Origin of the sequence: Methylotuvimicrobium buryatense 5G (genome assembly GCF_000341735.1) — a bacterium.
Taxonomy (GTDB): domain Bacteria; phylum Pseudomonadota; class Gammaproteobacteria; order Methylococcales; family Methylomonadaceae; genus Methylotuvimicrobium; species Methylotuvimicrobium buryatense.
In genome coordinates, this window is record NZ_KB455575.1 from 110,633 (window position 1) to 131,306 (window position 20,674).

Here is a 20,674-nt window from a genome sequence, read left to right on the forward strand (position 1 = left end):
AGTTTTTTGATTTTACAATCGGTTTTGTTGTGCTTATCCGGCTTTTTCATCTCAGAATATACCTTTGCATTTCAAATTTCGGCAGAGCCTTAGGAGGTGACGGGGTGCCCGTCAAAGGATACCGCGAAAGAGAAAATGCCTGCCAGGCCAAAGTAAAAGATGTTCACTGGATCCTCCGTAACCGGATGGACGTACTTTCATGGCGCCAGCTTTGCCATGACGCACAGGCCCAGGATGAGCAGAGGGACGAACACCGCAAGAAAAACAGCGAGACGCATCCCCAGCAAATCCGGCAGTAAGATGCCGCCGCGGTTGCCGATTTTCTCGATCGTCGAAGCGAGGTAGCCCGATGTTTCAGCATAGAAATAACTGCCCGCCATCAGGCCGAGGATACCTGCGATCGCGTCGTAGTTGCCCTGACCCAGCGCAACGATGCTGGTCCCCGGGCAGTAGCCGAGCACGCCGAGCCCGACACCGAAGAGCAGTCCTCCTGCAATGTTGGCGGCGTAGCGCGTAGGCTTTACATGCAATTTGACCAGGCCAAGGGCGCGCAGGGAAAAAATGCCGAGCATGCCGACGATGATTGCCGAGAGCATGACCTTGATGACAGTGAAATCCGTGAGGAAGAACTGGCCCATCAGCACCTCGTATTTTGCCACGCCTCCTTTCTGCAGCAGGAAGCCGAACACGACGCCGAATAGAAGACCGAGCACGAGTTGACGTGCTGAATCCGGTTTGCTGGGGTCGTCCGTGCCATTTTTTTCGTGTGCCTTCGCCGGGATCACAAGCGCCGGTGAGGCATTCTCGGGCAGGGGGTTTAGAGGCGTATTCATCGGACTATTCAGAGGCGATACAGCAGATGGGCGGTCGAGACGGCCGCGACGAAGAAGCAGACAAGCGCGATCCACGAACTCACCGATAGCTGTAGTGCGCCGCTAATGCCGTGGCCGCTGGTGCAGCCGCCCCCGAGCCGGGCTCCGTATGCCATGATCGCGCCGCCCACAAACGCCATTCCGAGACGCAGCGAGATATAAGGACCGAAACGGTGTTCCCACAAGGCGGGCACCCATGCGGTAGTCATATCGCTACTGGTGGCTGCCGCGATGAAGGCGCCGAGGAGCATACCGAGCACCAGCATCACCCCCCATTCGATCTTCGGCTTCGTGTCCTGATAAAACCTTAGGTTTTCGGTATGCTCCCTGTAAAACAGGTTTCCGAGCAGTCCTGCCAGCCGGGCGTAAGCGGTCGACACGCTCAACGGCTTGTTGGAAAAATAGAAGGTCGCCATTGACAGAAGACCGATCAGCATGCCGACGAGGTAGGGAGACCATGTACCCGATACATGTTGCATGATCACTTTACCTCCTTCGTTTCGTCGGGTTTTTCGAGCGGGATACTCAGATTTTCCCACGTGTATACCCTTTGCTGGTCAAATTTCGGCGCCGGAGTGTCCGTCAAAGGACGCCGTGAATACGTCCATGTAGGCACTGTGACAGCATCCCTGCTGTCAAAGCCTTTGCCGAAATTTGAAGTGCGATGGGTATATATTCCGCCAAGCATGTTGTGGATGTGTGTAAAGCCATTGCGATTGAGGATGTTCGCGGATACGCTCGAGCGGTGCCCATGTTGCATAGCACGACGATTTCGCAGTCCGTGGGAAAGCGGGAGGTTCCCCCTTAGATGGCCGACATAGTAGTGTACTACGCTCGGGATATGTGTCTTCAAACGCTGAAAAAACATGTAGCCTCCAAAGTTAACTTGTCGTGTGGTATGCACCGTTGTCGTATTCGCCATTTATCGCTATGGGAAGAGAAAATGATAGCCCCTCAGCTAAATTGTTAACAATAGTAGAGCAAAACATCGGTGCGTCACCATACATTGCCACGACTTTTCGCTCGGTGCTAGAGAAATACCGTAAACCCCAGAAATTCCCAGTTTGAGTAGTTTCGCCGATTATAGGGTGTGGGGTATGCCTGTCAAGAAACGCCGTAAACCCATGGTTGCCGTCATAAACTCACTTGGGTTAGTGGTTTGGAGAATCCCAATTCACTGCAAGAACTTACTGCTGGGAACCTTATCGGGAATTTCGTTCGCGATCGGTGCGTTGCCGTACACTGACGAAGAAATAGGCATGCGACTTCTGAAGTGAAGCGATTATACGAGTCGTTCTGTTGAGGCACTTTATTCTGTCTCAATTAGGGTTGTTTTATTAGCTTTTGAGTAGTATTCTCCAAGGGTCTAAATACTATTGAGATACACAAGGGAAGTACTGATGCAAAGCTACGAAACCGACGTAATAGCCTAGGCAAATGAACAAGCCGCGTTTATTCGTTCTGGCCGTTTTGACTTGCTCGACCTTGAACATATTGCGGATGAGATTGAAGACGTGGGCAAAAGTGAGCAACGTGAATTTGAAAATAGAATGGCTGTGTTGCTTGCACACTTAATTAAATGGCGGTATCAGCCCAACCCTCGAGGTAAAAGCTGGGAACGAACGATCAAAGACCAGCGCAATATGATTTTGCGCAGGCTCAATAAAACCCATAGTTTAAAACCCGAACTTGAAAACGCTGAGTTTTGGGCGGAGTCATGGGCCGATGCGGCGCGCATTGCAGAGAACGAAACCGGGATATTGAACGTGTTTCCTGAATCATGCCCGTGGGATTTCGATCAGGTCATGAACTCTGAGTTCTGGCCGGAATAAATGGCATTATAAGGTTGCGTGCGGGTTTCCAGCGCAGATCAGGATTACTCTTTGCAAGAGCAAGGCTTAAAACCCAGTAATTTTTAGTATGAAAAAATTCGCCGTATTTAGGCAGCAATTCCCAGTTTGAGCAGTTTCGCCGATTTTAGGGTGTGGGGTATGCCTGTCGAGGGATTATGACGTCATGGCAACGAGTAGCGCCATACTACTTGCATTTGCTACTCGTACTTATGCAACTTTTAGGCGTGATACACCGTAAGAGCCGCTATCCACAATTTTCCGCGACCGTTCGGCGTTTTCAGGCCACGCCCTCTGGGCAGCGAGATACGGAGAAGTTATGCTCGAGAGCTAGTGAACCGTCAACGAAGGGGCGAAGTAAGCACCGACATGTTGGTCGGAAACATCCTTTGAGAGTTAACCTCACCGGCCACTATACTCCTGGCGGCTGGCGTCGGCTTTATCCTTGGCGAACTTACCCAGCGCCAAACTACCAAATGTAGTACTGTTGCCGGTAATCAACGTATGACTGAGACGTCACCCTTGAGGATTGCGCTGAACCTCACGACCTCAATCCAAACCTTATACACGCCTTGCCTTTAGCTTGGATGGTGAGGTTTTTCCATCAAAAGGTTCAGGATGGCGAGTAATTTGGTTTTAAGATTTCAGGGCCACAAAAATGAATGTGCTCAAGTGTAGTATGTATAAAGGCCCCATTGGCTGTAATTGTCACCTCATGCATCAAAAACAAGACGGCGACTTGGCTTCCCCTCTTTTTCAAAGAGGGGAACTAAATACTTACGAATCGATTCAATTTCTTAATCTTGTTTCCAATGCAAAATAATACCCCTTATATTCTTTTTCTGACCTTTGTATTGTTAGTAACGGTGTCATTTTTCTTATTGATTAAAGATTTCTTATTGGCCTGTTTTTGGGCCATCATTCTGGCAGTAGTATTTGATCCTGTTTATCAGCGGATTAGACAATATTTTAAAAATTCGGAAATACTGCCGTTACTTTTAACTATGATAATGATTATTCTGGTTTTTGTTATTCCTTTGCTGACCATCACTTTGATGATTACCGAGGAAAGTACAATCCTTTATCAAAAAATTCAAGGCGGGGAAATTAATCCCCAAATATTTTTTCAAGAAACTCTTGCGTTTCTGTTGCCAATATTCAATAAGTTTTCATATATGGAAGCATTAAGCGTTGACGAGATAAGCGCCTCCGCAGGGAATGCCGTTGCACAAGCAATAAAATATATCGCACAACAAGTCCCAGGATTGACCCAGAATCTGTTAGCTCTAATCGTTCAATTTTCTTTGACCTTCTACATTTTGTTTTTTCTATTGAGGGATGGTCATCATATAATTAGAAAACTCATCTCACTAATCCCTATAGGTGACGGAATTGAAAAAGAATTATTTGAGCGTTTTACCAGTGTAGCTAGGGCGACTGTTAAAGGCGGTTTAATCGTCGCTGTTATTCAAGGCAGTATCGGAGGATTGTTATTTGGGTTTGTAGGTATTCCCGCTGCATTTTTATGGGGGATGTTGATGATAGTTTTATCTTTATTACCGATAGGTAGCACGCTAATTTGGGCACCCGCCGCGATAATTTTATTTTTACAAGGTCAAACGCTAAATGCAATTATCGTTTTGGGTGTCGGTATTTTAGTCATCGGTTTGATAGATAATTTTCTTCGGCCACGGCTGATAGGTAAAGACAGTAAGATGTCGGATTATCTGGTACTGGTATCCACTTTGGGTGGATTAGCCTGGTTTTCCTTAACAGGGTTTGTACTTGGTCCCATTATTGCCGCTTTATTTATTACCTGTTGGGACATCATGGGACTAGAAATCCAGACAAGTAAACGAAAAATAACTTAGAACGTTGTCAATCTCCAAAGTTAAGTTCAAAGTACTCCTTTTTGGGCGAAATCAAACCCTTCAACGATCTTTTTCATCATCTTTTGCATTGCCAACAACTCCCGCTGTTGCAACAAAACGCAGAGCATCCTCAATAGACATATCTATTTCTGTTACATTTTCTCGAGATATGATAATTGTGGTGCCGCCACCTATCGAATAACTTAATGGTAAATATACGGCAATCTGGTCATCGGGAATAAAAGGATGTAAAACATCTTCAAAATCTGTAAGAGTAATAAACCCTATTCGTTGAACAGTGTCGTGAGGTACTTTAACCAAAACTACCTGTTTAAATTGCCCTTTGCTCCCGCTAGAAAAAAGAGAACTGATATCGCGTATTGATTTATAAATGCTTTTAACAATAGGAATTTGGACAATAAGTTCTTCCAAATTATTGAATAGTCTTAGGAAAGTTCGAGACTCCAGGAAGGCTCCGAAAAAAAACACGAGAGGAAGACCTAATACAAGCCCCAAGCCTCTTATATACCAGCTGTCCGGGAGGAAAAATTTGAATATATGTTCCAGCCACAATTCTACAGTGCCGGCAAACCAGAAAAGCAAATAAAGAGTGAGGGTAAGGGGAATAACAGCGATTAGCCCTTTGAAAAAAATTTTACTGATCGGCTTCATATTAACTGTCCAATTAACGGAATTTATACCCTAAAAATGAGCGTTGCCAATTCTTTTACGCTGTGGTTTTTAAGTCTCAGTTTCTCAATAAAAGCAAGTAGCCACACCGCCTTTAGTCTGTTTTTTGGCGCGAAGTCATTCTTCTATTTAATTTGGCGAAATTGTTGACCATTCTGCCATCGCTTCGTCACCTGGTCGATCTACTTTAACCATACCTTTTTCAGTTGAGGTTACCCAACTTACCGGAATGTAATGATGATTACCGGTTTTATCTTTCTTCAGCTTAATCGTATCCTGTCCCTCCATATGGTCGACTGTGGCAAACTGACCGTCTTGGGAGCAGACAACGGGCATATCAGGTTTAATTTGGTCGGTATTTATCATAGCTTTTCTCCGGTTGGAATAGTCTGAAAGTCTGAACGAGAACAATTAATAATTCTACAGTCGGTAGCTCAGGTAAGGTTTGAGAAGCATTACCTGTTTTTAAATATATACACAAGAATGGCATCGGTCTGTACGGCTTCGCACATAGCAAATCACCCAGGTTATTCGTCAGCGGAACGGGGCAAATTTGTCGAAGCGGCTACCCGGCCGCGAACGGTGCGGGTAGATAAGCGCTTCCGGTTCCGCTTATCGCTCCGCGGGGTCGACGCTCCCATGACTTGTCAGCCGTTAGACTTTCCTTTGTCGATGGCTTCGTCAGCTTCTTGTTCATCGCTAGCGTTCGGCTTGAGTTCCTCGTTTGCCACGGAAGCCCCGGGATCGTAGTCGAGAACCACGAACAAGGGAAAGTGGTCGGATCCGATGTCGGGAAGCCTACGCAGCTCGACCAGAAGGAAATGCCGGGATGCGAAGACGTGATCCAGCGGAAAGCGCAGGAGGCGGCTTTTGGTGTCAAAGGTGTTGATTAACCCCCGGCCCACCCGTGGGTCGAGCAATCCACCGATCCGCTGAAAAAGATGCGTGGTGTGCGACCATGCTACGTCGTTGAGATCACCGGCGACGATGACTGGAACGTCCCCAAGTTCCTTTACCTCTTTGGCAACCAGCATCAACTCGGCATCGCGCATATCTGAGTCTTCGCGTTCGCCGTCTTCGTTTTCTTTTTCGTCTTCTTCCTCGACGCCGCCGTCTTCCCCATCGTCGGCACGTTTGGGGCCGGGAGGGCGAGGATGCACACCATAGAAGGTCACGACTGCTCCAGACCGGAGCCGCACCTTGGTGCGAATCGACGGAATTTCCGGCTCAATTAAAAACCGAATCTCTGGATTTTCCAGCTCCAGTCTGGAATAAAGCAGCTTTCCGTAATGATTCTTCTGCGGTTGGAATAGCGTGTAAGGATAGTCGTCTTCCAGGCCGGCGAGCTGTTCAAGCCACCACTGAGTCGGTTCGCTTAGCAGGATGATGTCGGGATCGTTATCGCGAATGAGGTCGCGCAGCGCTGCCACTTCCCGATTATCGGAGAGCACGTTGAAGATCAAAAGCGATATGCGGTTGGAGTCGTCTACGGCGTGGCTGTCCGACATTTCTTTGGAATAAATCGCCGTATAGGGAGCGATGGAATAGAGTTGCCAGACGAGTCCCAATCCGACCATCGCAGCAAGCGCGTATTCCCATGGCCGCAATGGCCCATAAAGATGCAGCACCGCATAGCCTACCAGCGTCAGCCCTATCAGGGCGGCAATCTGTACGCGCGGAAAATCAAAGACACGTATCCACCAGGCGTCGCTACGAAGTAAAGGGACTGCGGTAGCGAAGATCAACACCAACGAAAGCAAACCAACTGCGAGGCGGCAGAGGAAATAGAGAGCTTTCCATTCAGGTATTATTGGCATGATGCAAAATTGCTCCTTTATTTTTTAGTGTGACCCCTGCGTGTTGAGGATGATTATACTTTTCGCACTTCAAATTTCGGCAGTGCTAGAGTAGGCGCCGGGGTTCTCGGCAAAGGCTTTGCCAGCATGGATCTGGCGTAGAGCCTGGACGTATTCACGGCGTCCTTTGGCGGACACCCAGGCGCCGAATTTTGATCTACGACGGGTATAATATTTGGAGTAGAACATTCCTCGCGGATTATCCCTGTCCAATCGGAGTCATTGTCACCGGTCGTTAGCACTGATCCGGTCTACCAATAGGGGTGGAAAGTCCTTTATACATTTGCGATAGCCTCCCTGTAAGTGCGTTACCGAACAGACTGTAATTATTTTGCCCTATATATTTTGCAGCCATATTATCCAGGCCCTGGGCATTTAGCCTGCTTGATTTGGTGAATGAAGGATGTTTATTTATACCTATCGCACTTCAAATTTCGGCATTAGCGTATGGAGGCGCCGGGGTGTCCGTGGCAGTATAGATGCTGTCATAGAGCCTACATGGACGTATTCACGGCGTCCTGTGACGGGCACCCCGATGCCGAATTTTGATTTACGATGGGTATAAAAAGGCCAACAAATGAAACACATGGAAAAGCGATTACCCGAAAATTACAGCGCCGATGTGCATGGCAAGCCGTTGCACCGAAACGTTTCCTCGGCCTCGGCCGATGCCGGGCGGTAATGCATCATGCTTATGAACATAACTAATTTTTTCAAGGGGCTTTCATTAAAACAGGCTTCTTCAGCTGTAATCAAAGGTATGCGTTGCGGATACGTACTACTGTCTCCATCGCTGGCCGCCTGGTTGGCCCATCGCACTGCCAGTAAGGGGGCTGCCGTGGCTTTTTACACCCTGTTCTCGATGACCCCCATCTTGGTGTTGACCATTGCAGTGGCAGGCTATTTCTTTGGTGCAGAGGCGGCGCAAGGAGAAATTATTACGCAGATGCAAGCGTTGGTAGGACCCAATGGCGCCCAAGCTATCAGTGCTGTGCTGGCCGCCGCGCACTACTCCGAGTCTGGGGTTATCGCTTCGGTCGTTGCTACGCTCCTGCTGCTGCTGGGGGCTACCAGCGTATTCGTTGAATTAAAGGATAGCCTTGATGAAATGTGGGGCACCGATAAACCTCAAGCCTCTTCTATCAGCGTACTATTCAAAACCCGGGTTGTGTGCTTTGGCCTGGTTCTGGTTTTAGCGTTTTTATTGTTGGTTTCGCTGGTCATCAGCACCGCTCTGGCGGTATTTAAACAGTATGTCTTCGGTGGGCTCTGGAGTTTGGCTGCTCTGGTGCTGTCTCCATTGGCATGGTTGATTTCCTTTGGGGTCATTGCCAGCTTGTTTGCGGTGATTTATAAAATGCTGCCGGATGCACCGCTGGCTTGGCAGGATGCCTGGTTCGGTGCGCTGTTTACGGCCTTTTTGTTCAGTCTTGGTAAATACGTCATTGGGGTTTACCTGGGTAACAGCGGCGTAACCTCAGGTTTTGGCGCAGCAGGATCAGTAATCGCCCTGTTACTCTGGGTCTATTATTCCGCGCAGATCTTCTTTTTTGGGGCCGAGTTTACCCGCCAGTTTGCTTTGCGGTTTGGTAGCCTGCGCCAGCGCGATCAACTTAGAACCATATCTGAAAATCATGGCAATGGAGATAGAACCATCGCTGAAAATTATGGAAATGGAGCGAGTAAAAGGTATATAAATATTCAGTCTCCCTCTTTGAAAAAGAGGGATTAGGGAGATTATTTCAGCAATTCCCAGTTTGAGCAGTTTCGCCGATTTTAGGGTGTGGGTTATGCCTGTCGAGGAACGCCGTAAACCCATCCATGGGGGCTTGGCGGCAGCTAAGAGCCAAGGATGGTGTGAATGCAGATTTTGCAGGAGCAAAAATCTGCCCTGCCGCCGACACCTGTCAATCGAGCCACCAACCCCCCTTCCAAAACAGTTGTCTAAGTTATTTCATGCTCGTTCCTAAGGCTCTGGACCAGAGTCATCAATGTTTCTTGAAGCCGGTCGGCTACGCGCAGGCGGTCGGTTAGGTTAACGATTTGGCTTGCGTCTTCACCAACCAGCTGAGCATGTCGGACTAAGGCGTTGCGGTCACTGTCTCGGCGCACATCGGACGCAATGTCGCCGATGGTTTTAAGAAGGTGCAGCATCACGTCCGGATTGCGGGCGCCATAGAGACGAATCTGGTCAAAAGCGGTATCGGTCAGCTCCTCGAAATCGAGCGTGCAAGCAATCACGCGTAAGCGGCCGTGTTCATCCTGACGTAGCGCCATGGGGAGTTCGCGTCTTGCCACGCCGCATAGCGATGCGCCTATCCAATCAATACAGGCCAAGGCGGTGAAAGGTTCGTTGATGCCCGTCGACAGCGCATGAACACCGATTTCCACCATCTGCTGCATCATATACTTTGCGTCTTGATGAGGCGTGCAGTGGACTCCGAGACTAAAGCAGTCTCGTAATTGAAGCTCGATATCTGGATTCATATGCGCACGCGGCAGCACATGCAGCAACGTCGAGGTCGTTGTCACGAAACCGCCGGGGCGCCTTGCCAATTGCAGCATCAAGTCGTGTTGCGTCGCTAACTTTATTAACTGTTCATCGTCCACGACCTGCACATAGCCAGTTGCCGCGGATAGCACAATATCCGCGGCTTGCCATTGACTGTCATCGGGCAATTGCTCTGAGCAGGTATTGTCGCTGGGTCGGCCGATGCCTTCGGGGAATAAAACCGGCAGCGATTCCAGGAATTGTTCTCCCACATTGGCGATCAGATTCTCGGCTTGAATGTTTTGCGAAATGTGATGAATGAAATAGATCAGCACGGCCATCGAAACCAGCGCCAACAGCATGCCGATATTCACTGAAATATACGGCACGAAGCTATTTTCGATAGAACGCACGGTTCGCAACACCATCAGACAATAGATAAAGGTGGCGATAAACGTACCGAGTGTAAATTGAACCCCGCGATCGGCGGTAAAATTCCTGAGTACGCGCGGCCCATAATGCGATGACGTTTGCGCCAGAGTGGTCACCGTTAACGAGAACACGATTGAAACCACCGTCATGATTGAGCCGGCAATAACCGACAGCACGCTACGCGCGCCTTCAGGTCCTCCCAACCATACCCAGCTTGTATTGCGTAGCCACGCATCACCTACGGCAGAGTCAATAGCAATGGTAGCCAAAGCCGCGCCTGCGGCAAGCAACGCCATCAGTGCGGGTAGAAACCAAAAAGTATCGACTACCGCGTCACGGATGTTGATTAATTGCAGCTTCATGGTTGCTCCTGATTAGCGAGATGTTTCAGCTTGCTAATCAGATAAAATAATGAATTTAGATCCCATTCAGGCTACTCGAAATTATTAGGCCTGGAAAATTAAAAATAAAAGCCTGTTTTAAGACGCCAGGTAAATATGCTAATCCCGCGATTTACCGAACTTGACCTTCCCGTTTGGTTTCAGTTATCAGGTTTTGGTATTCATGTTGTTCCAACTTGCCATCCTCACCTGCGTCGACTTTGTCGAATACTTGCAATAGATAAGGATAATTTTTCAATTCATCTTTAGTTATGTAGTTATCGCCATTGACATCAGCCTCAGCAAATGTGGGCAATGCCCCTGCACCGTCTTTAGAGTTAGCAACGGGTTTACTTTTTCTATCAATTTGTGAGTTTTGCGCGCCGGAAGTGTTTTCAGCCTTTGCAGTTTGGGTAGCAGCGACTAGGCTGATACTCATGGCAATTGCCGTCCAGATAGGGAGACTGAAGAAATTAAACCATTGTCGAACTGTTGCCTTCGATGGGGCGGCATTTATAGCATTAGACATTTCGTTGATGTTTTTATCGGTTTTCATAATAGGTTCCTTTATTTACTAAGTGCGATCAGCTTTATATTGACTCGATACGGCTAAAGCATAAATCTATATATGAGTCCATCAAGTCAATTTAATCATAAACTTAGTGCGTGATTTAAGTCGGTGCGATATCGTACATAAAGTCTTCTATTCAACTCAGTTTTTTTCTAGCCGGAGTTTAAGCGCGTATTTTTCCCGGTCGATTTCTCCTCGGGTACGGATACCAAACCGTCGTAAGAGGGGTAAGGGGGGGCACCATCCTTGCAAGCCTGCAAGCCATGCTGCAATAGAAAAGGCAAAACAATGCCGGGCAGAAATAACCATTTCGGATTTTTGGTTAAACCAAGAATCAGACCGGTTAGGGATAAAGTAGAGGCATTGACTTCAAGCACTCGCTCTACATCCCATTCCTTATCCAGCATTTGAATACGCTCAAGAATTTCCGCCTTGCTTTTGCTCTTATATTCTTGAATATTTAAATCTGTTTGAAGATCTATTTCTTCGTTGACATGGGAAGCGGTGGAGCTACGAACGCGATCCAGGCTTGATCTTGTTGAATCTTCAGCATTAAATATAGACATAAGTGACTCCAATAAAAAACTTCAAAAACTTACCTGATTAGCAAGATGCTTCAGCTTGCTGAAGCCAATTGTCCGAGCAGTGGCCAGTCGTAACCACTTCTGCGGGACGGGTTATTTAACCCGTCCCCAACGTTTCGGTTTGCCCTAAACATTTCGGCTAACTTCGGCCAAAGTCAAAACGTTTAGGACGGGGTTGCAAACCCCGTCCTGCTAGGGATATGCTGGTTTTTGGGCTTTAGCTGAAGAAACTTGCTAATCAGGATAAATAAAGCCAGCGCGAATCAATTTGAGTTCACGCTGGCTTCTTTATTTAACAACTGCGTACTAAGGGCTGGAAAATCTAATCGGCTTCCACGCCTATAAGCCGATCCAAAGTTCGAATATGCTCTTGTTGAGCAGGTAGTAGCTTCGTTTCAATCAAAGAGCGAATTTCTGAAGGCAGCTCAGTTTCTTGCAACGCCTCCTCATAAGCTTCTGCGCCACTTTTTTCTCCGCTTTGTAAAGACTTTAGCGCCGTTTCTTTACCCAGCAGATTAGCGCCTCCCTGGACTATTTGCGCCCAAGTTCCCCAGGCTCCTGAATCTTCACAGGGAGTTCCTCCCAGTCGAATGATGAGTGACTGTAAACTGGAAGCTGACGCTTTATGATCCTCATAAATGGTCCTTAGATGCTCCGATTCGCTAAGGACGACATCTTCATGAAGTTTGTCCAGCGCCTGTTGATAAGTTTCTGTTGCAGACAATTCATCTTTCAGAAATTTGTTGAGTGTTTCTATGTTATGCATGATAAAACTCCTAGGTGATTATTTCTTGATTACGTGCAATAGCAGCAGCAAGCTTAAACTGACGCTTCCCCAGTCGAGGAAATATCTTCTGCATGAGCCTGCTCGAAGATCTTTTTCGCTTTATCAACTTCTTCGCTGCTTGTCGTATGGACTGAAATCAAGGCACTACCTCCCTTGATTTTTCCTTCATAGCGTTTGGCCTCATACTCCGGGATACCCAGTCCGATTAAAGCCCCCGTCAAACTTCCAGCGGCAGCGCCAACTGCGGCTCCGCTCAAGGCGCCCATAAGGGGTCCTGCGGCGATAAAGGGGCCCACGCCTGGAATAGCCAAAGCGCCAATTCCGGCTAATAAACCGAGCGCACCGCCGGTGCCAAAGCCCACTGTTCCTCCAATAGCAGCCCCTTCCGGCGCTTTGGTGTTCTTTTCATGTGCAAAATCCTGGGTGGTGGACTTGTCGGGAAACAAAACTGATATGTCGCTGTGGGAAAAACCCGCGGCATTCAGGTCATTAACTATGCTTTCTGCATGATCGATATTTTGGGCGATACAAAAAACTGCTTTACTCATGTCGTTCTCCTGGGCCTTTACGGCGCTTTAATTTCTAGTTGATTATCTACCTGCACTACGCCGGGTGTTTGTGTGGCGATTTGTTGCAGTCTATTTTTTTCGGCTCCACTTTCAACCAGCCCGCGCAAAGTCACGACTCCATGACGAGTAATGATTTTTGAATTCTTTGCATTGAATGAAAGCGATTCATCCCTAACGACGGCTTGACGGATGGTAGCCGTGATGTCGATATCACTTTTGGATTCCTTTTGATCTTCCGGGGTTAACTTAGCATCATCCCTGTCGCGAACATTGCGCTCGGTATTTTCCAGGTACGAACTGGGGCCGTCAGCCAAATAGATGGCGGTATTCTGTTCAGCTTGTACGGTACCGGTTATCAGTATTAGGCTACCGGTTAAACTGAAAAGTACTAACTGTAATCGTGTAGACATTGTAATTTCCTCGCTTTTGAGCGTTTCTTTTTAAGGCTAATTGGTAATTGGTCAACATAATATTTATATATACCCTTTGCTGGTCAAATTTCGGCGCCGGGGTGTCCGTCAAAGGACGCCGTGAATACGTCCATGTAGGCTCTGTGACAGCATCCCTGCTGTCAAAGCCTTTGCCGAACACCCCGGCGCCTCCATGCGTCAATGCCGAAATTTGAAGTGCGATGGGTATATAAAAGGTGTCGGGCATTAATTTCTAAGGACGCGTGAATAAGTCCTTGTAAGACCTGACTGCAACAGACAGCCTTATAAATCGATACCCGACAACCTACCCAGCCACATATGCTGAACAGTCACGATAATTGAATGGTATCCCTGCCAGTTTTATTTTTTAATTGCTCACCTTTTGAGTCAGCGGTTTTTGCTGTGCAAACTTGAGTGGATTGATGAATTTAGGAACCTGCATAAAATAACTTCCACAAGTGCGAGGATGAATTCGCACCTACATATCCCTGATTTATTCCATGCGCGTTACTTACCCGTCTTATTTCGATGCTGCTTTCTCCGTTCCATCACGACGTCTGTCTCACGAGACGACTATTATAGGAATAGAGCAATCAAAATGATGATGGGTATGGGAATACCGAGAAAGTACAAAAGTATTGAACGCATTGCTTGTCTCCTTCTTTAACGGTTAAAGAGTTGTAGTGGCTAGTACATGTCGCGTTGCTGACCACCGAATATTGCAGCGTAGCTGGCAGCAAACGCACCGATGAGTAGCGATATGAAGAACCACAGCGCCATATAGGCAGAAGTCTTGCGCATTTTGTCAGCCGCTTCTTTCGCAGCAATTTCCGCATCATGTAGCATTGTCTGTGCGCGAGCATAGGTATCCCTCACCAGTTTTTCAGCGTCCTGTTGACTCGTGCCGGTACGCAACGCGACAACCTGTCCGACATACTGCACATCCTCTGCAGGCAGAGGGCCCGTGTGAATACTATTCATGAAGATGCGGATTATTTCGGAAGCGGACCCGACAGACCTTGCCTTCTGTGCTGAATCGCTTTCGGCAGAAGTATAGGAGTATGGAGTTGTGCCGATCTCCCTTCGGAACAGCGAATCCACGAAGTAACCCATCGATTCGCTTTCGCTGTCGGATTTCGCAGCCTCGGCTCCGACTCCAGTGGCTACTCCACCAGCTACAGAGGCAGCTACAGCGGTCCCAGCCTGAACTCCACCGCTAACGATGAATCCAGACGCCCCAGTGAGTAGCGCAGCAGTTAACAGCGCGGCAACGGCCCAGGCCAGAAAGCCGTGCGCGGTGTCACGGAGGTAGACCTCGTCCGTATGTACTGCAATCCACCTTGTTCTCAGCCTGCCGGCTAGGTACCCCCCCATCCCCGAAGCAGCGAGTTGCGTGAAGGTCAACCACAGAATGGACGATACTCCGAAAGTTGTTGCGCTGACGCCGCTGTACGCCCATGGCGATACCGAGGACAGACCTAAACCCGTCCCCAACATCAAAAGGATTAACGCCAGAGCAGCGGCTGCCGTAGCGCCTGCCAAGATAGCGCTCCACGATACTGCGCTAGCTGAAGTTTGTAAGGACAAGGCGTATTCGTCAGCAGTTGAGTTATTAGGCAGGGGCATAATGAGTCTCCATTGAGTTATGTGAGAGAAATTATTGTACGAATCGGCACCATAGTCTGTACGCTATCACACATTCGGCTGAAGCAATTTGCCGCTTCAGAAGTTCAGCGACATTCATACCCCACACCCTAAAATCGGCGAAACTGCTCAAACTGGGAATTGCTGGGTTATTTAACCCTTCGGTTTGCCCTAAACATTTCGGCTTACTTCGGCCAAAGTCAAAACGTTTAGGACGTGGTTGTAAACCCCGTCCTGCTAGGGATATGCTAGTTTTTGGGCTTTAGCTGAAGAAACTTGCTAATCAGGTTAAGTTAAGCAGTCACAGAAATAATTAATGCTCGTATTCAGGCTCTAATGTGCCTCAAAAGCTTGCCATCCATGGCACTGGATTCCGCCAGTCCATGGCTGAATGACGGGTTACCCTTAACTTATACTCATCGGAGATCAAAATTTGGCGCCGGGGTGCCCGTCAAAGGACGCCGTGAATACGTCCCTGTAGGCTCTATGCCAGCTCCATGCTGGCAAAGCCTTTGCCGAGCACCCCGGCGCCTCCTTAGGCACTGCCGAAATTTGAAGTGCGAAAGGTATAATGGCAGTGAGGGTTGACTCGGGTACTCCGAGTTTTTGAGGTACGTTACGAGGCAAGACTCGCCTTAGGGGGCGCCCAGCTCCTTGCCGGCTGGTAGCAGGTATGCGGGTTTCAACGCGGCTCAAGTGTATCCAGCCGTCAGTTCCGATGATGATCTTGGTTCTTAAGATGGGGCAACTTTGAGTCTTAACTTCAATCCGTCCCGTCTCTTAAGTGGGCGCACCCATTTTTAGCGGTTGTTCAATCGTCCTAGGGTGCTGTCTAATGATCGCTTCAATTTCTTGAGAGCACCGTCGACAGCCTGCTCCAGAGTCGCAGCCTGGTCGCTCACTGAAATCGGCTGGAGACCTGCGAGACGAGCTTCCAGCAGGCAGCGGTTATCTCCAGTGCCGGATTTCTTGTCACTGTTCTCGTCGCTCAGGTGGATTTCTATCCGTGTTATTTGTTCACTGAAGCGATCAAGGGTGTCTCTGGCCAGGGCTTCAATTTGTTGAGTCAACGCATCATTGCCCTCGATGTTGCTATCCGTGTTGATCTGAATATGCATGTGTTTGCCTACTTATATATTTATGAGTTGTTAGGGGGAGGAGATACGAGACGGCTAAAGCTTTAGATAGTGAACAACCATGAAGAACATGAATTACTTGAGTCTTTTCTTCGTTGCCTTCATGGTGAAGAATGCTTTTTATCTGTATCTGCGCATTATTTCTCAGTCTCATACGCGTAAGAACGCTTCTTTTTGGTATTCTGCCCATTCCTTCACCTGATTAGCAAGATGCTTCAGCTTGCTGAAGCTAATTGTCCGAGCAGAGGCCAGTCGTAGCCACTTCTGCGGGACGGGTTATTTAACCCGTCCCCAACGTTTCGGTTTGCCCTAAATATTTCGGCTAACTTCGGCCAAAGTCAAAACGTTTAGGACGGGGTTGCAAACCCCGTCCTGCTAGGGATATGCTGGTTTTTGGCCTTTAGCTGAAGAAACTTGCTAATCAGGTTCCTTCAATGTTTATCAAAACTTCAGTCAGAATAACGGTAGATCACAGCTATTCCAGTCTCCGTCGGCATCCGTTCGCTGGGGACCACGACCACTTGTCCGCCCATCTTCAGGACCAATTCTCCTAGATCATCGAGCAGGTCATTAACCTGGGGATGTTCCAAGTCGTCAAATGCGATTTCGCCGGTCGTTGCATTGATCCGGCCTGGAATTTCACGGCTGGCTTCGATCAGCAGCGTGGCGACCCGCCCTTCTACAACAGACTTGGCGACCTGGGTCAGGTCGTCGTCACCGAGTCCCTTGGATCTAGCGTTGCCGAAATCCTCGACCAGTGCGGTCAGGCGCGTTAGATAGCGAGGCTCGATAAGCTGCCAAGCGCGCTGGCGCAGTTCATCGGTCGACGACAGGGCATCCGGGTGGATATCGATGCTTTCCGGTATCAGAAACGAATTGTGGCTGACGTCGTGAAAAATATGATGATGCTCCGGCAGCGCCGCCAGTATCAGCGGCAGGCCCGATGGCTGAGAGTGGTGCTCCAAGACCGCCCGGTCGACGGCGCGGAAGAAGCGTTCCGCGTCGCTGTCCACCTCAGACTCTTTCCCTCCGTGAGTGTGATGCATGGGCGAGTGCCCGCCACCGACACCTCCGTATGAGGCGACGGTCTGGTGTGGCTCGGTCAATTCTTCTCCCAGCGCCTCGGTTAACGTCCGCGGGACACCCAGTGCCGGCTCGATCTCGTCCAAAGCATCACGGTTTCCCTCGAAGAGCTTGATCTTGTGGCGATTCACAGCAAGAATCTGATAACGATCGGCTGACTGAAGAATCCGCACCAGAGGTTTGGTGTGGAAGCTATCCGCCACAACAGCCAATTCGGCTACCGGCCGCTGGAGCTTGTAGACTCGGAATATGCCTTTCGCGCCCAGCACAGCCAATCCGTCATGGGTGCAGTTCCAGAAGTTGCGGTCGTCAGCCAGTGCCAGGAAGGGTTCCAGCAATGGCTGGATTTCGTCGCTCGGGAATTGTTGCAGGAGCGACTCTTCCAGTGCCTTCACGAGGTTCTTGAACCGGATCGGATCTTGCTGATTGTCCGGATGGTTCCGATGAGTCGGTTGGTAAAGCGAAAGGCAAGGAGGATTACAATTCTCCATGAGTCCCGCTGTAAAGTCTTTGTCAAGTGAGTTCACTTTTTCTCCTCTCTTTCGTTATCCACTCTATGTACTCCTGTTTTACTGAAAAATCGTACAACTGTTACTTTGAAAGTTCGTAGATTGGGACTCTTTATCTAATTTTTCGATATGAAAAACAATGTCGGTTCCGACCCTAAGCACCCCAGCGCTTTCATTTGCCGGGGTGATGATAGCTTCTTCATGATCGTTACTCTGAAAGTCATGTTGGGAGATGCCCAAAATACTTTCATTTGCAGCGGCGATACCGCATCTTCATAATCGTTAAGATGAGTCAAAGATGCTGGGCGAATGCGGATTTTGCATGGAGCAAAAATCCGTCCCGCTACCGACCTCCTCGCCAAACATACCCCGCACCTTGTTGTTTATTAGACGATTTTTTCGCTCAAATCAGGAGTCGCACGGTGTAAAGATACGATTAACGGTTGGGCGTTCTATCTCGTTGAAATACATGTTCGGTGACTTATGCACGCGCAAACTTTAAAAAACTCTAACATTAAAACTGAAGACATTCAGTTCGTTAGCGTACATAAGGAAATGAGTCGGCATGCGGGAATGAAGAGTTTTCCCTAGCAGGACGGGGTTTGCAACCCCGTCCTAAACGTTTTGACTTTGGCCGAAGTTAGCCGAAATGTTTAGGGCAAACCGAAACATTGGGGACGGGTTAAATAACCCGTCCCGCAGAAGTCTTTTCAATTACCGACGCAAACAAAATTTTTTCAAGGGGATGCCAAATTCTAAAGTGTTTTAAATACAGGGGCTGAACGAAATAGAAGAACTTGAGTTACTGTTTATTTAGATTGGGCAGGACAATCGGAGTCGATGAATCGAATGCGCGATACGGGTTTAATAAATATTTTATTCGGAAAGGACGCTATGTGCGGTAACGCACTGACGATAACCGAATGTTGCGATTAAGCTACTTAACAAGGTTTATTAGCAACATGATTTGCTGAAGCGTTGAATCACCATGTTTTAACGGAATTTGGCAAATCATTGACGGGTTTTATCATTTCTCATTCATATTTACTTCAATAAGGAAGACACCATGCCGAAACACAATTTATTCGCAATCGCTTTATTAGCCGGCATGAGTATGCAGCCGCTGGTTCAGGCCGACGATCATTATCGATCCGATCGCTGGGACGATCACTATCAAGACGATCGATGGTATATCGCGCCTTTCGCATCATACGTTGACACCGGTGGCGATCGAAGTGCAAGCAACGGTTGGGGCGGCGGAATGGGCTTCGGTAAAATCATCGATGAGCATTTCAATGTCGAATTGAAAGGCTTCTATGAAGGCTTTAACGGTACGAATGGCGCCTGGAGCCTAACCGGTGGTACTGCGGACTTACAGTATTATTTCTTTCGCGATAAATTTTCGCCGTATACGGTCGTCGGTGTGGGCGGTATGAACAGCTGTGTCTCAGGTAATTGCGGAGCGGGTATCATTGGCGAAGCCGGCGTAGGTTTTTCTTATGAATTGCACGACAACCTTTTAGTCCGGAGCGATGTGCGCTATCGATATAACAATAATCTCAATGCCCATGTACAGCCCGGTACGGACGAATTTCATGATATGACGGTCAACGTGGGTTTTGTCATTCCGTTCGGCGATAAGCCGAAAACACTCGCGCAGCGAGCCGATACTCGGGTCGAACCGGTTGCCATTACGGATTGCGCGACTCTCGATTCGGACGGTGACGGCGTAAACGATTGCCTGGATCAATGTCCCGACACTATCAAAGGCGGCGTAGTCGACGCTAAAGGCTGTTTAATCAGGCTCGTATTGAAGGGCGTCGGTTTTAAATTCGATTCAGAGGAACTGACGCCAACCGCCCAAGGAATTCTGGATGGCGTCGCGCAAAATCTCATTGCTCATCCGCAATCCAATGACATTGAAGTACAGGGACACGCCAGCAGCGAAGGCAGTCATGACTACAATATGGCATTGTCGCAACGCCGTTCGGCCTCAGTCGTCGATTACCTCAAAAGAAAAGGTGTCGCCAACAAACTGATTGCGAAAGGCTACGGTGAAACACAGCCGATTGCCGATAACGCCACGGAAGCGGGACGATCCGAAAATCGCCGTGTCGAGTTGATTTGGATCGAGGAGTAATAAACGTATTTTCTCCAAAGCATCTTAAATTTAATTAACGAAAAACCCGTTATCAAAGCGGGTTTTATTGTTAATGCAACCATAAGATTTGAGGTATATCTTAACCTTAGCCGTGGTAGGTAAAAAGCCGATTCAAGCTATACCCGTCGTAGATCAAAATTCGGCACCGGGGTGTCCGACAAAGGACGCCGTGAATACGTCCACTTTACTCTATGCCAGCTCCATGCTGGCAAAGCTTTTGTGAGCGCCATGGATGGCGTGAATGTCGATTTTGCATTACGCCACGGATGGCGTGTATTAGGGCAATGCAGGAGCAATTGCCGAGGAGCGAAAATCGACCGGACACCCAGGCGCCTCCTCTAGCACTGCCGAAATTTGAAGTGCGAAAGGTATAATTTGTGTATTGGCAACTTGGCTAATGTGACCTCGATACCCTTTATTGTTACTTAACGCACCCGGCTTCGAAATCGCGATCAGGGGATCGCTCCCACAGAGCTTTCGGAACCCTTGTGGGAGCGACGCCTTCGTCGCGACTATCGAAGCCAATGATGCTCAGCAGCCATGGATTTTATCGAAGCCACCGAACCGCATAGCGGTTCAGGCTGCATTCCCACGCAGAGCGTTGGAACGATGGAAAAGCCGGTTCACGCTAGACAATCCTGTTTTATGTTCGTTATCGAACAGACCGCGCCTAGTTTTAATGTTAGATTTTAAACGTTATTTCAACACGAAGCGGGAGTGCGGCTATATCGGTTGCATACTGTTTTAAAAGATAAAA

Annotated in this window: 17 protein-coding genes and 1 pseudogene; 4 read left to right on the forward strand and 14 right to left on the reverse strand. The window is 48.4% G+C overall.

What is annotated here, in order from left to right:
- Positions 1–197 precede the first annotated feature (197 nt).
- Positions 198–833 (reverse strand): YeeE/YedE thiosulfate transporter family protein, encoded by a 636-nt coding sequence (locus METBU_RS0100545; protein WP_083877577.1) that lies wholly within the window; start codon positions 831–833, stop codon positions 198–200.
- Positions 834–841: 8 nt separating this feature from the next.
- On the reverse strand, positions 842–1,351 hold the full coding sequence (locus tag METBU_RS0100550) for a YeeE/YedE thiosulfate transporter family protein (RefSeq protein WP_040575258.1): 510 nt from the start codon (positions 1,349–1,351) through the stop codon (positions 842–844).
- A gap of 969 nt (positions 1,352–2,320) precedes the next feature.
- On the opposite strand from METBU_RS0100550, the pseudogene METBU_RS22990 reads away from it, so the two are divergent.
- Together METBU_RS22990 and METBU_RS0100565 are read left to right on the forward strand one after the other, a co-directional pair.
- Positions 2,321–2,704 (forward strand): annotated as a pseudogene (locus METBU_RS22990) (DUF29 domain-containing protein); the annotation flags it as partial.
- 830 nt (positions 2,705–3,534) lie between these two features.
- Positions 3,535–4,593, forward strand: coding sequence for an AI-2E family transporter (locus METBU_RS0100565; protein WP_017838773.1), 1,059 nt, complete (start codon positions 3,535–3,537; stop codon positions 4,591–4,593).
- Between the two features lie 60 nt (positions 4,594–4,653).
- On the opposite strand, the gene METBU_RS0100570 is transcribed toward METBU_RS0100565, so the two are convergent.
- The 3 genes from METBU_RS0100570 to METBU_RS0100580 form a co-directional block, all read right to left on the reverse strand.
- Positions 4,654–5,265 (reverse strand): DUF502 domain-containing protein, encoded by a 612-nt coding sequence (locus METBU_RS0100570; RefSeq protein ID WP_017838774.1) that lies wholly within the window; start codon positions 5,263–5,265, stop codon positions 4,654–4,656.
- 147 nt (positions 5,266–5,412) lie between these two features.
- A complete protein-coding gene (locus METBU_RS0100575) occupies positions 5,413–5,649 on the reverse strand; it encodes a DUF2171 domain-containing protein (protein ID WP_017838775.1) in 237 nt (78 codons plus the stop codon).
- 281 nt (positions 5,650–5,930) lie between these two features.
- Positions 5,931–7,100 carry an endonuclease/exonuclease/phosphatase family protein gene (locus METBU_RS0100580; protein WP_083877578.1) on the reverse strand — a complete coding sequence of 390 codons (1,170 nt, stop codon included), beginning with the start codon at positions 7,098–7,100 and terminating at the stop codon, positions 5,931–5,933.
- 733 nt (positions 7,101–7,833) lie between these two features.
- On the opposite strand from METBU_RS0100580, the gene METBU_RS0100590 reads away from it, so the two are divergent.
- Entirely contained in the window at positions 7,834–8,871 is a 1,038-nt protein-coding gene (locus METBU_RS0100590) for a YihY/virulence factor BrkB family protein (protein WP_235726361.1), read from the forward strand.
- A 212-nt stretch (positions 8,872–9,083) separates the two neighbouring features.
- On the opposite strand, the gene METBU_RS0100595 is transcribed toward METBU_RS0100590, so the two are convergent.
- The 9 genes from METBU_RS0100595 to METBU_RS0100635 all read right to left on the reverse strand — a co-directional run bounded on the left by METBU_RS0100595 (position 9,084) and on the right by METBU_RS0100635 (position 17,774).
- The gene (locus tag METBU_RS0100595; protein ID WP_017838779.1) at positions 9,084–10,424 is read right to left on the reverse strand and encodes a DUF2254 domain-containing protein; all 1,341 of its coding nucleotides are present in this window, start codon (positions 10,422–10,424) and stop codon (positions 9,084–9,086) included.
- Positions 10,425–10,575: 151 nt separating this feature from the next.
- On the reverse strand, positions 10,576–10,998 hold the full coding sequence (locus METBU_RS0100600) for an EF-hand domain-containing protein (protein ID WP_017838780.1): 423 nt from the start codon (positions 10,996–10,998) through the stop codon (positions 10,576–10,578).
- 167 nt (positions 10,999–11,165) lie between these two features.
- Complete coding sequence (locus METBU_RS22995) at positions 11,166–11,579, reverse strand: hypothetical protein (RefSeq protein WP_235726362.1); 414 nt, start codon at positions 11,577–11,579, stop codon at positions 11,166–11,168.
- Between the two features lie 340 nt (positions 11,580–11,919).
- On the reverse strand, positions 11,920–12,363 hold the full coding sequence (locus METBU_RS0100610; protein WP_017838781.1) for a DUF2383 domain-containing protein: 444 nt from the start codon (positions 12,361–12,363) through the stop codon (positions 11,920–11,922).
- Between the two features lie 53 nt (positions 12,364–12,416).
- Positions 12,417–12,932, reverse strand: coding sequence for a hypothetical protein (locus METBU_RS0100615; RefSeq protein ID WP_017838782.1), 516 nt, complete (start codon positions 12,930–12,932; stop codon positions 12,417–12,419).
- Between the two features lie 17 nt (positions 12,933–12,949).
- Entirely contained in the window at positions 12,950–13,363 is a 414-nt protein-coding gene (locus tag METBU_RS0100620; RefSeq protein ID WP_017838783.1) for a BON domain-containing protein, read from the reverse strand.
- 708 nt (positions 13,364–14,071) lie between these two features.
- The gene (locus METBU_RS0100625) at positions 14,072–15,010 is read right to left on the reverse strand and encodes a hypothetical protein (RefSeq protein ID WP_017838784.1); all 939 of its coding nucleotides are present in this window, start codon (positions 15,008–15,010) and stop codon (positions 14,072–14,074) included.
- Between the two features lie 818 nt (positions 15,011–15,828).
- Complete coding sequence (locus tag METBU_RS0100630) at positions 15,829–16,146, reverse strand: HPF/RaiA family ribosome-associated protein (RefSeq protein ID WP_014149000.1); 318 nt, start codon at positions 16,144–16,146, stop codon at positions 15,829–15,831.
- Between the two features lie 467 nt (positions 16,147–16,613).
- Positions 16,614–17,774: a baeRF3 domain-containing protein gene (locus tag METBU_RS0100635; RefSeq protein ID WP_017838785.1), complete on the reverse strand. Its 1,161-nt coding sequence runs from the start codon at positions 17,772–17,774 to the stop codon at positions 16,614–16,616.
- A gap of 1,048 nt (positions 17,775–18,822) precedes the next feature.
- On the opposite strand from METBU_RS0100635, the gene METBU_RS0100640 reads away from it, so the two are divergent.
- Entirely contained in the window at positions 18,823–19,896 is a 1,074-nt protein-coding gene (locus METBU_RS0100640) for an OmpA family protein (protein ID WP_017838786.1), read from the forward strand.
- Positions 19,897–20,674 lie beyond the last annotated feature (778 nt).

Excerpts from the sequence above, each read along its gene's own strand:
- METBU_RS22995 (WP_235726362.1), bottom strand. The coding sequence starts at position 11,579 with ATGTCTATATTTAATGCTGAAGATTCAACAAGATCAAGCCTGGATCGC.
- METBU_RS0100610 (WP_017838781.1), bottom strand. The coding sequence starts at position 12,363 with ATGCATAACATAGAAACACTCAACAAATTTCTGAAAGATGAATTGTCT.
- METBU_RS0100545 (WP_083877577.1), bottom strand. The coding sequence starts at position 833 with ATGAATACGCCTCTAAACCCCCTGCCCGAGAATGCCTCACCGGCGCTT.
- METBU_RS0100630 (WP_014149000.1), bottom strand. The coding sequence starts at position 16,146 with ATGCATATTCAGATCAACACGGATAGCAACATCGAGGGCAATGATGCG.
- METBU_RS0100600 (WP_017838780.1), bottom strand. The coding sequence starts at position 10,998 with ATGAAAACCGATAAAAACATCAACGAAATGTCTAATGCTATAAATGCC.
- METBU_RS0100565 (WP_017838773.1), top strand. The coding sequence starts at position 3,535 with ATGCAAAATAATACCCCTTATATTCTTTTTCTGACCTTTGTATTGTTA.
- METBU_RS0100595 (WP_017838779.1), bottom strand. The coding sequence starts at position 10,424 with ATGAAGCTGCAATTAATCAACATCCGTGACGCGGTAGTCGATACTTTT.
- METBU_RS0100620 (WP_017838783.1), bottom strand. The coding sequence starts at position 13,363 with ATGTCTACACGATTACAGTTAGTACTTTTCAGTTTAACCGGTAGCCTA.
- METBU_RS0100640 (WP_017838786.1), top strand. The coding sequence starts at position 18,823 with ATGCCGAAACACAATTTATTCGCAATCGCTTTATTAGCCGGCATGAGT.
- METBU_RS0100625 (WP_017838784.1), bottom strand. The coding sequence starts at position 15,010 with ATGCCCCTGCCTAATAACTCAACTGCTGACGAATACGCCTTGTCCTTA.
- METBU_RS0100580 (WP_083877578.1), bottom strand. The coding sequence starts at position 7,100 with ATGCCAATAATACCTGAATGGAAAGCTCTCTATTTCCTCTGCCGCCTC.
- METBU_RS0100550 (WP_040575258.1), bottom strand. The coding sequence starts at position 1,351 with ATGCAACATGTATCGGGTACATGGTCTCCCTACCTCGTCGGCATGCTG.
- METBU_RS0100575 (WP_017838775.1), bottom strand. The coding sequence starts at position 5,649 with ATGATAAATACCGACCAAATTAAACCTGATATGCCCGTTGTCTGCTCC.
- METBU_RS0100570 (WP_017838774.1), bottom strand. The coding sequence starts at position 5,265 with ATGAAGCCGATCAGTAAAATTTTTTTCAAAGGGCTAATCGCTGTTATT.
- METBU_RS0100590 (WP_235726361.1), top strand. The coding sequence starts at position 7,834 with ATGAACATAACTAATTTTTTCAAGGGGCTTTCATTAAAACAGGCTTCT.
- METBU_RS0100615 (WP_017838782.1), bottom strand. The coding sequence starts at position 12,932 with ATGAGTAAAGCAGTTTTTTGTATCGCCCAAAATATCGATCATGCAGAA.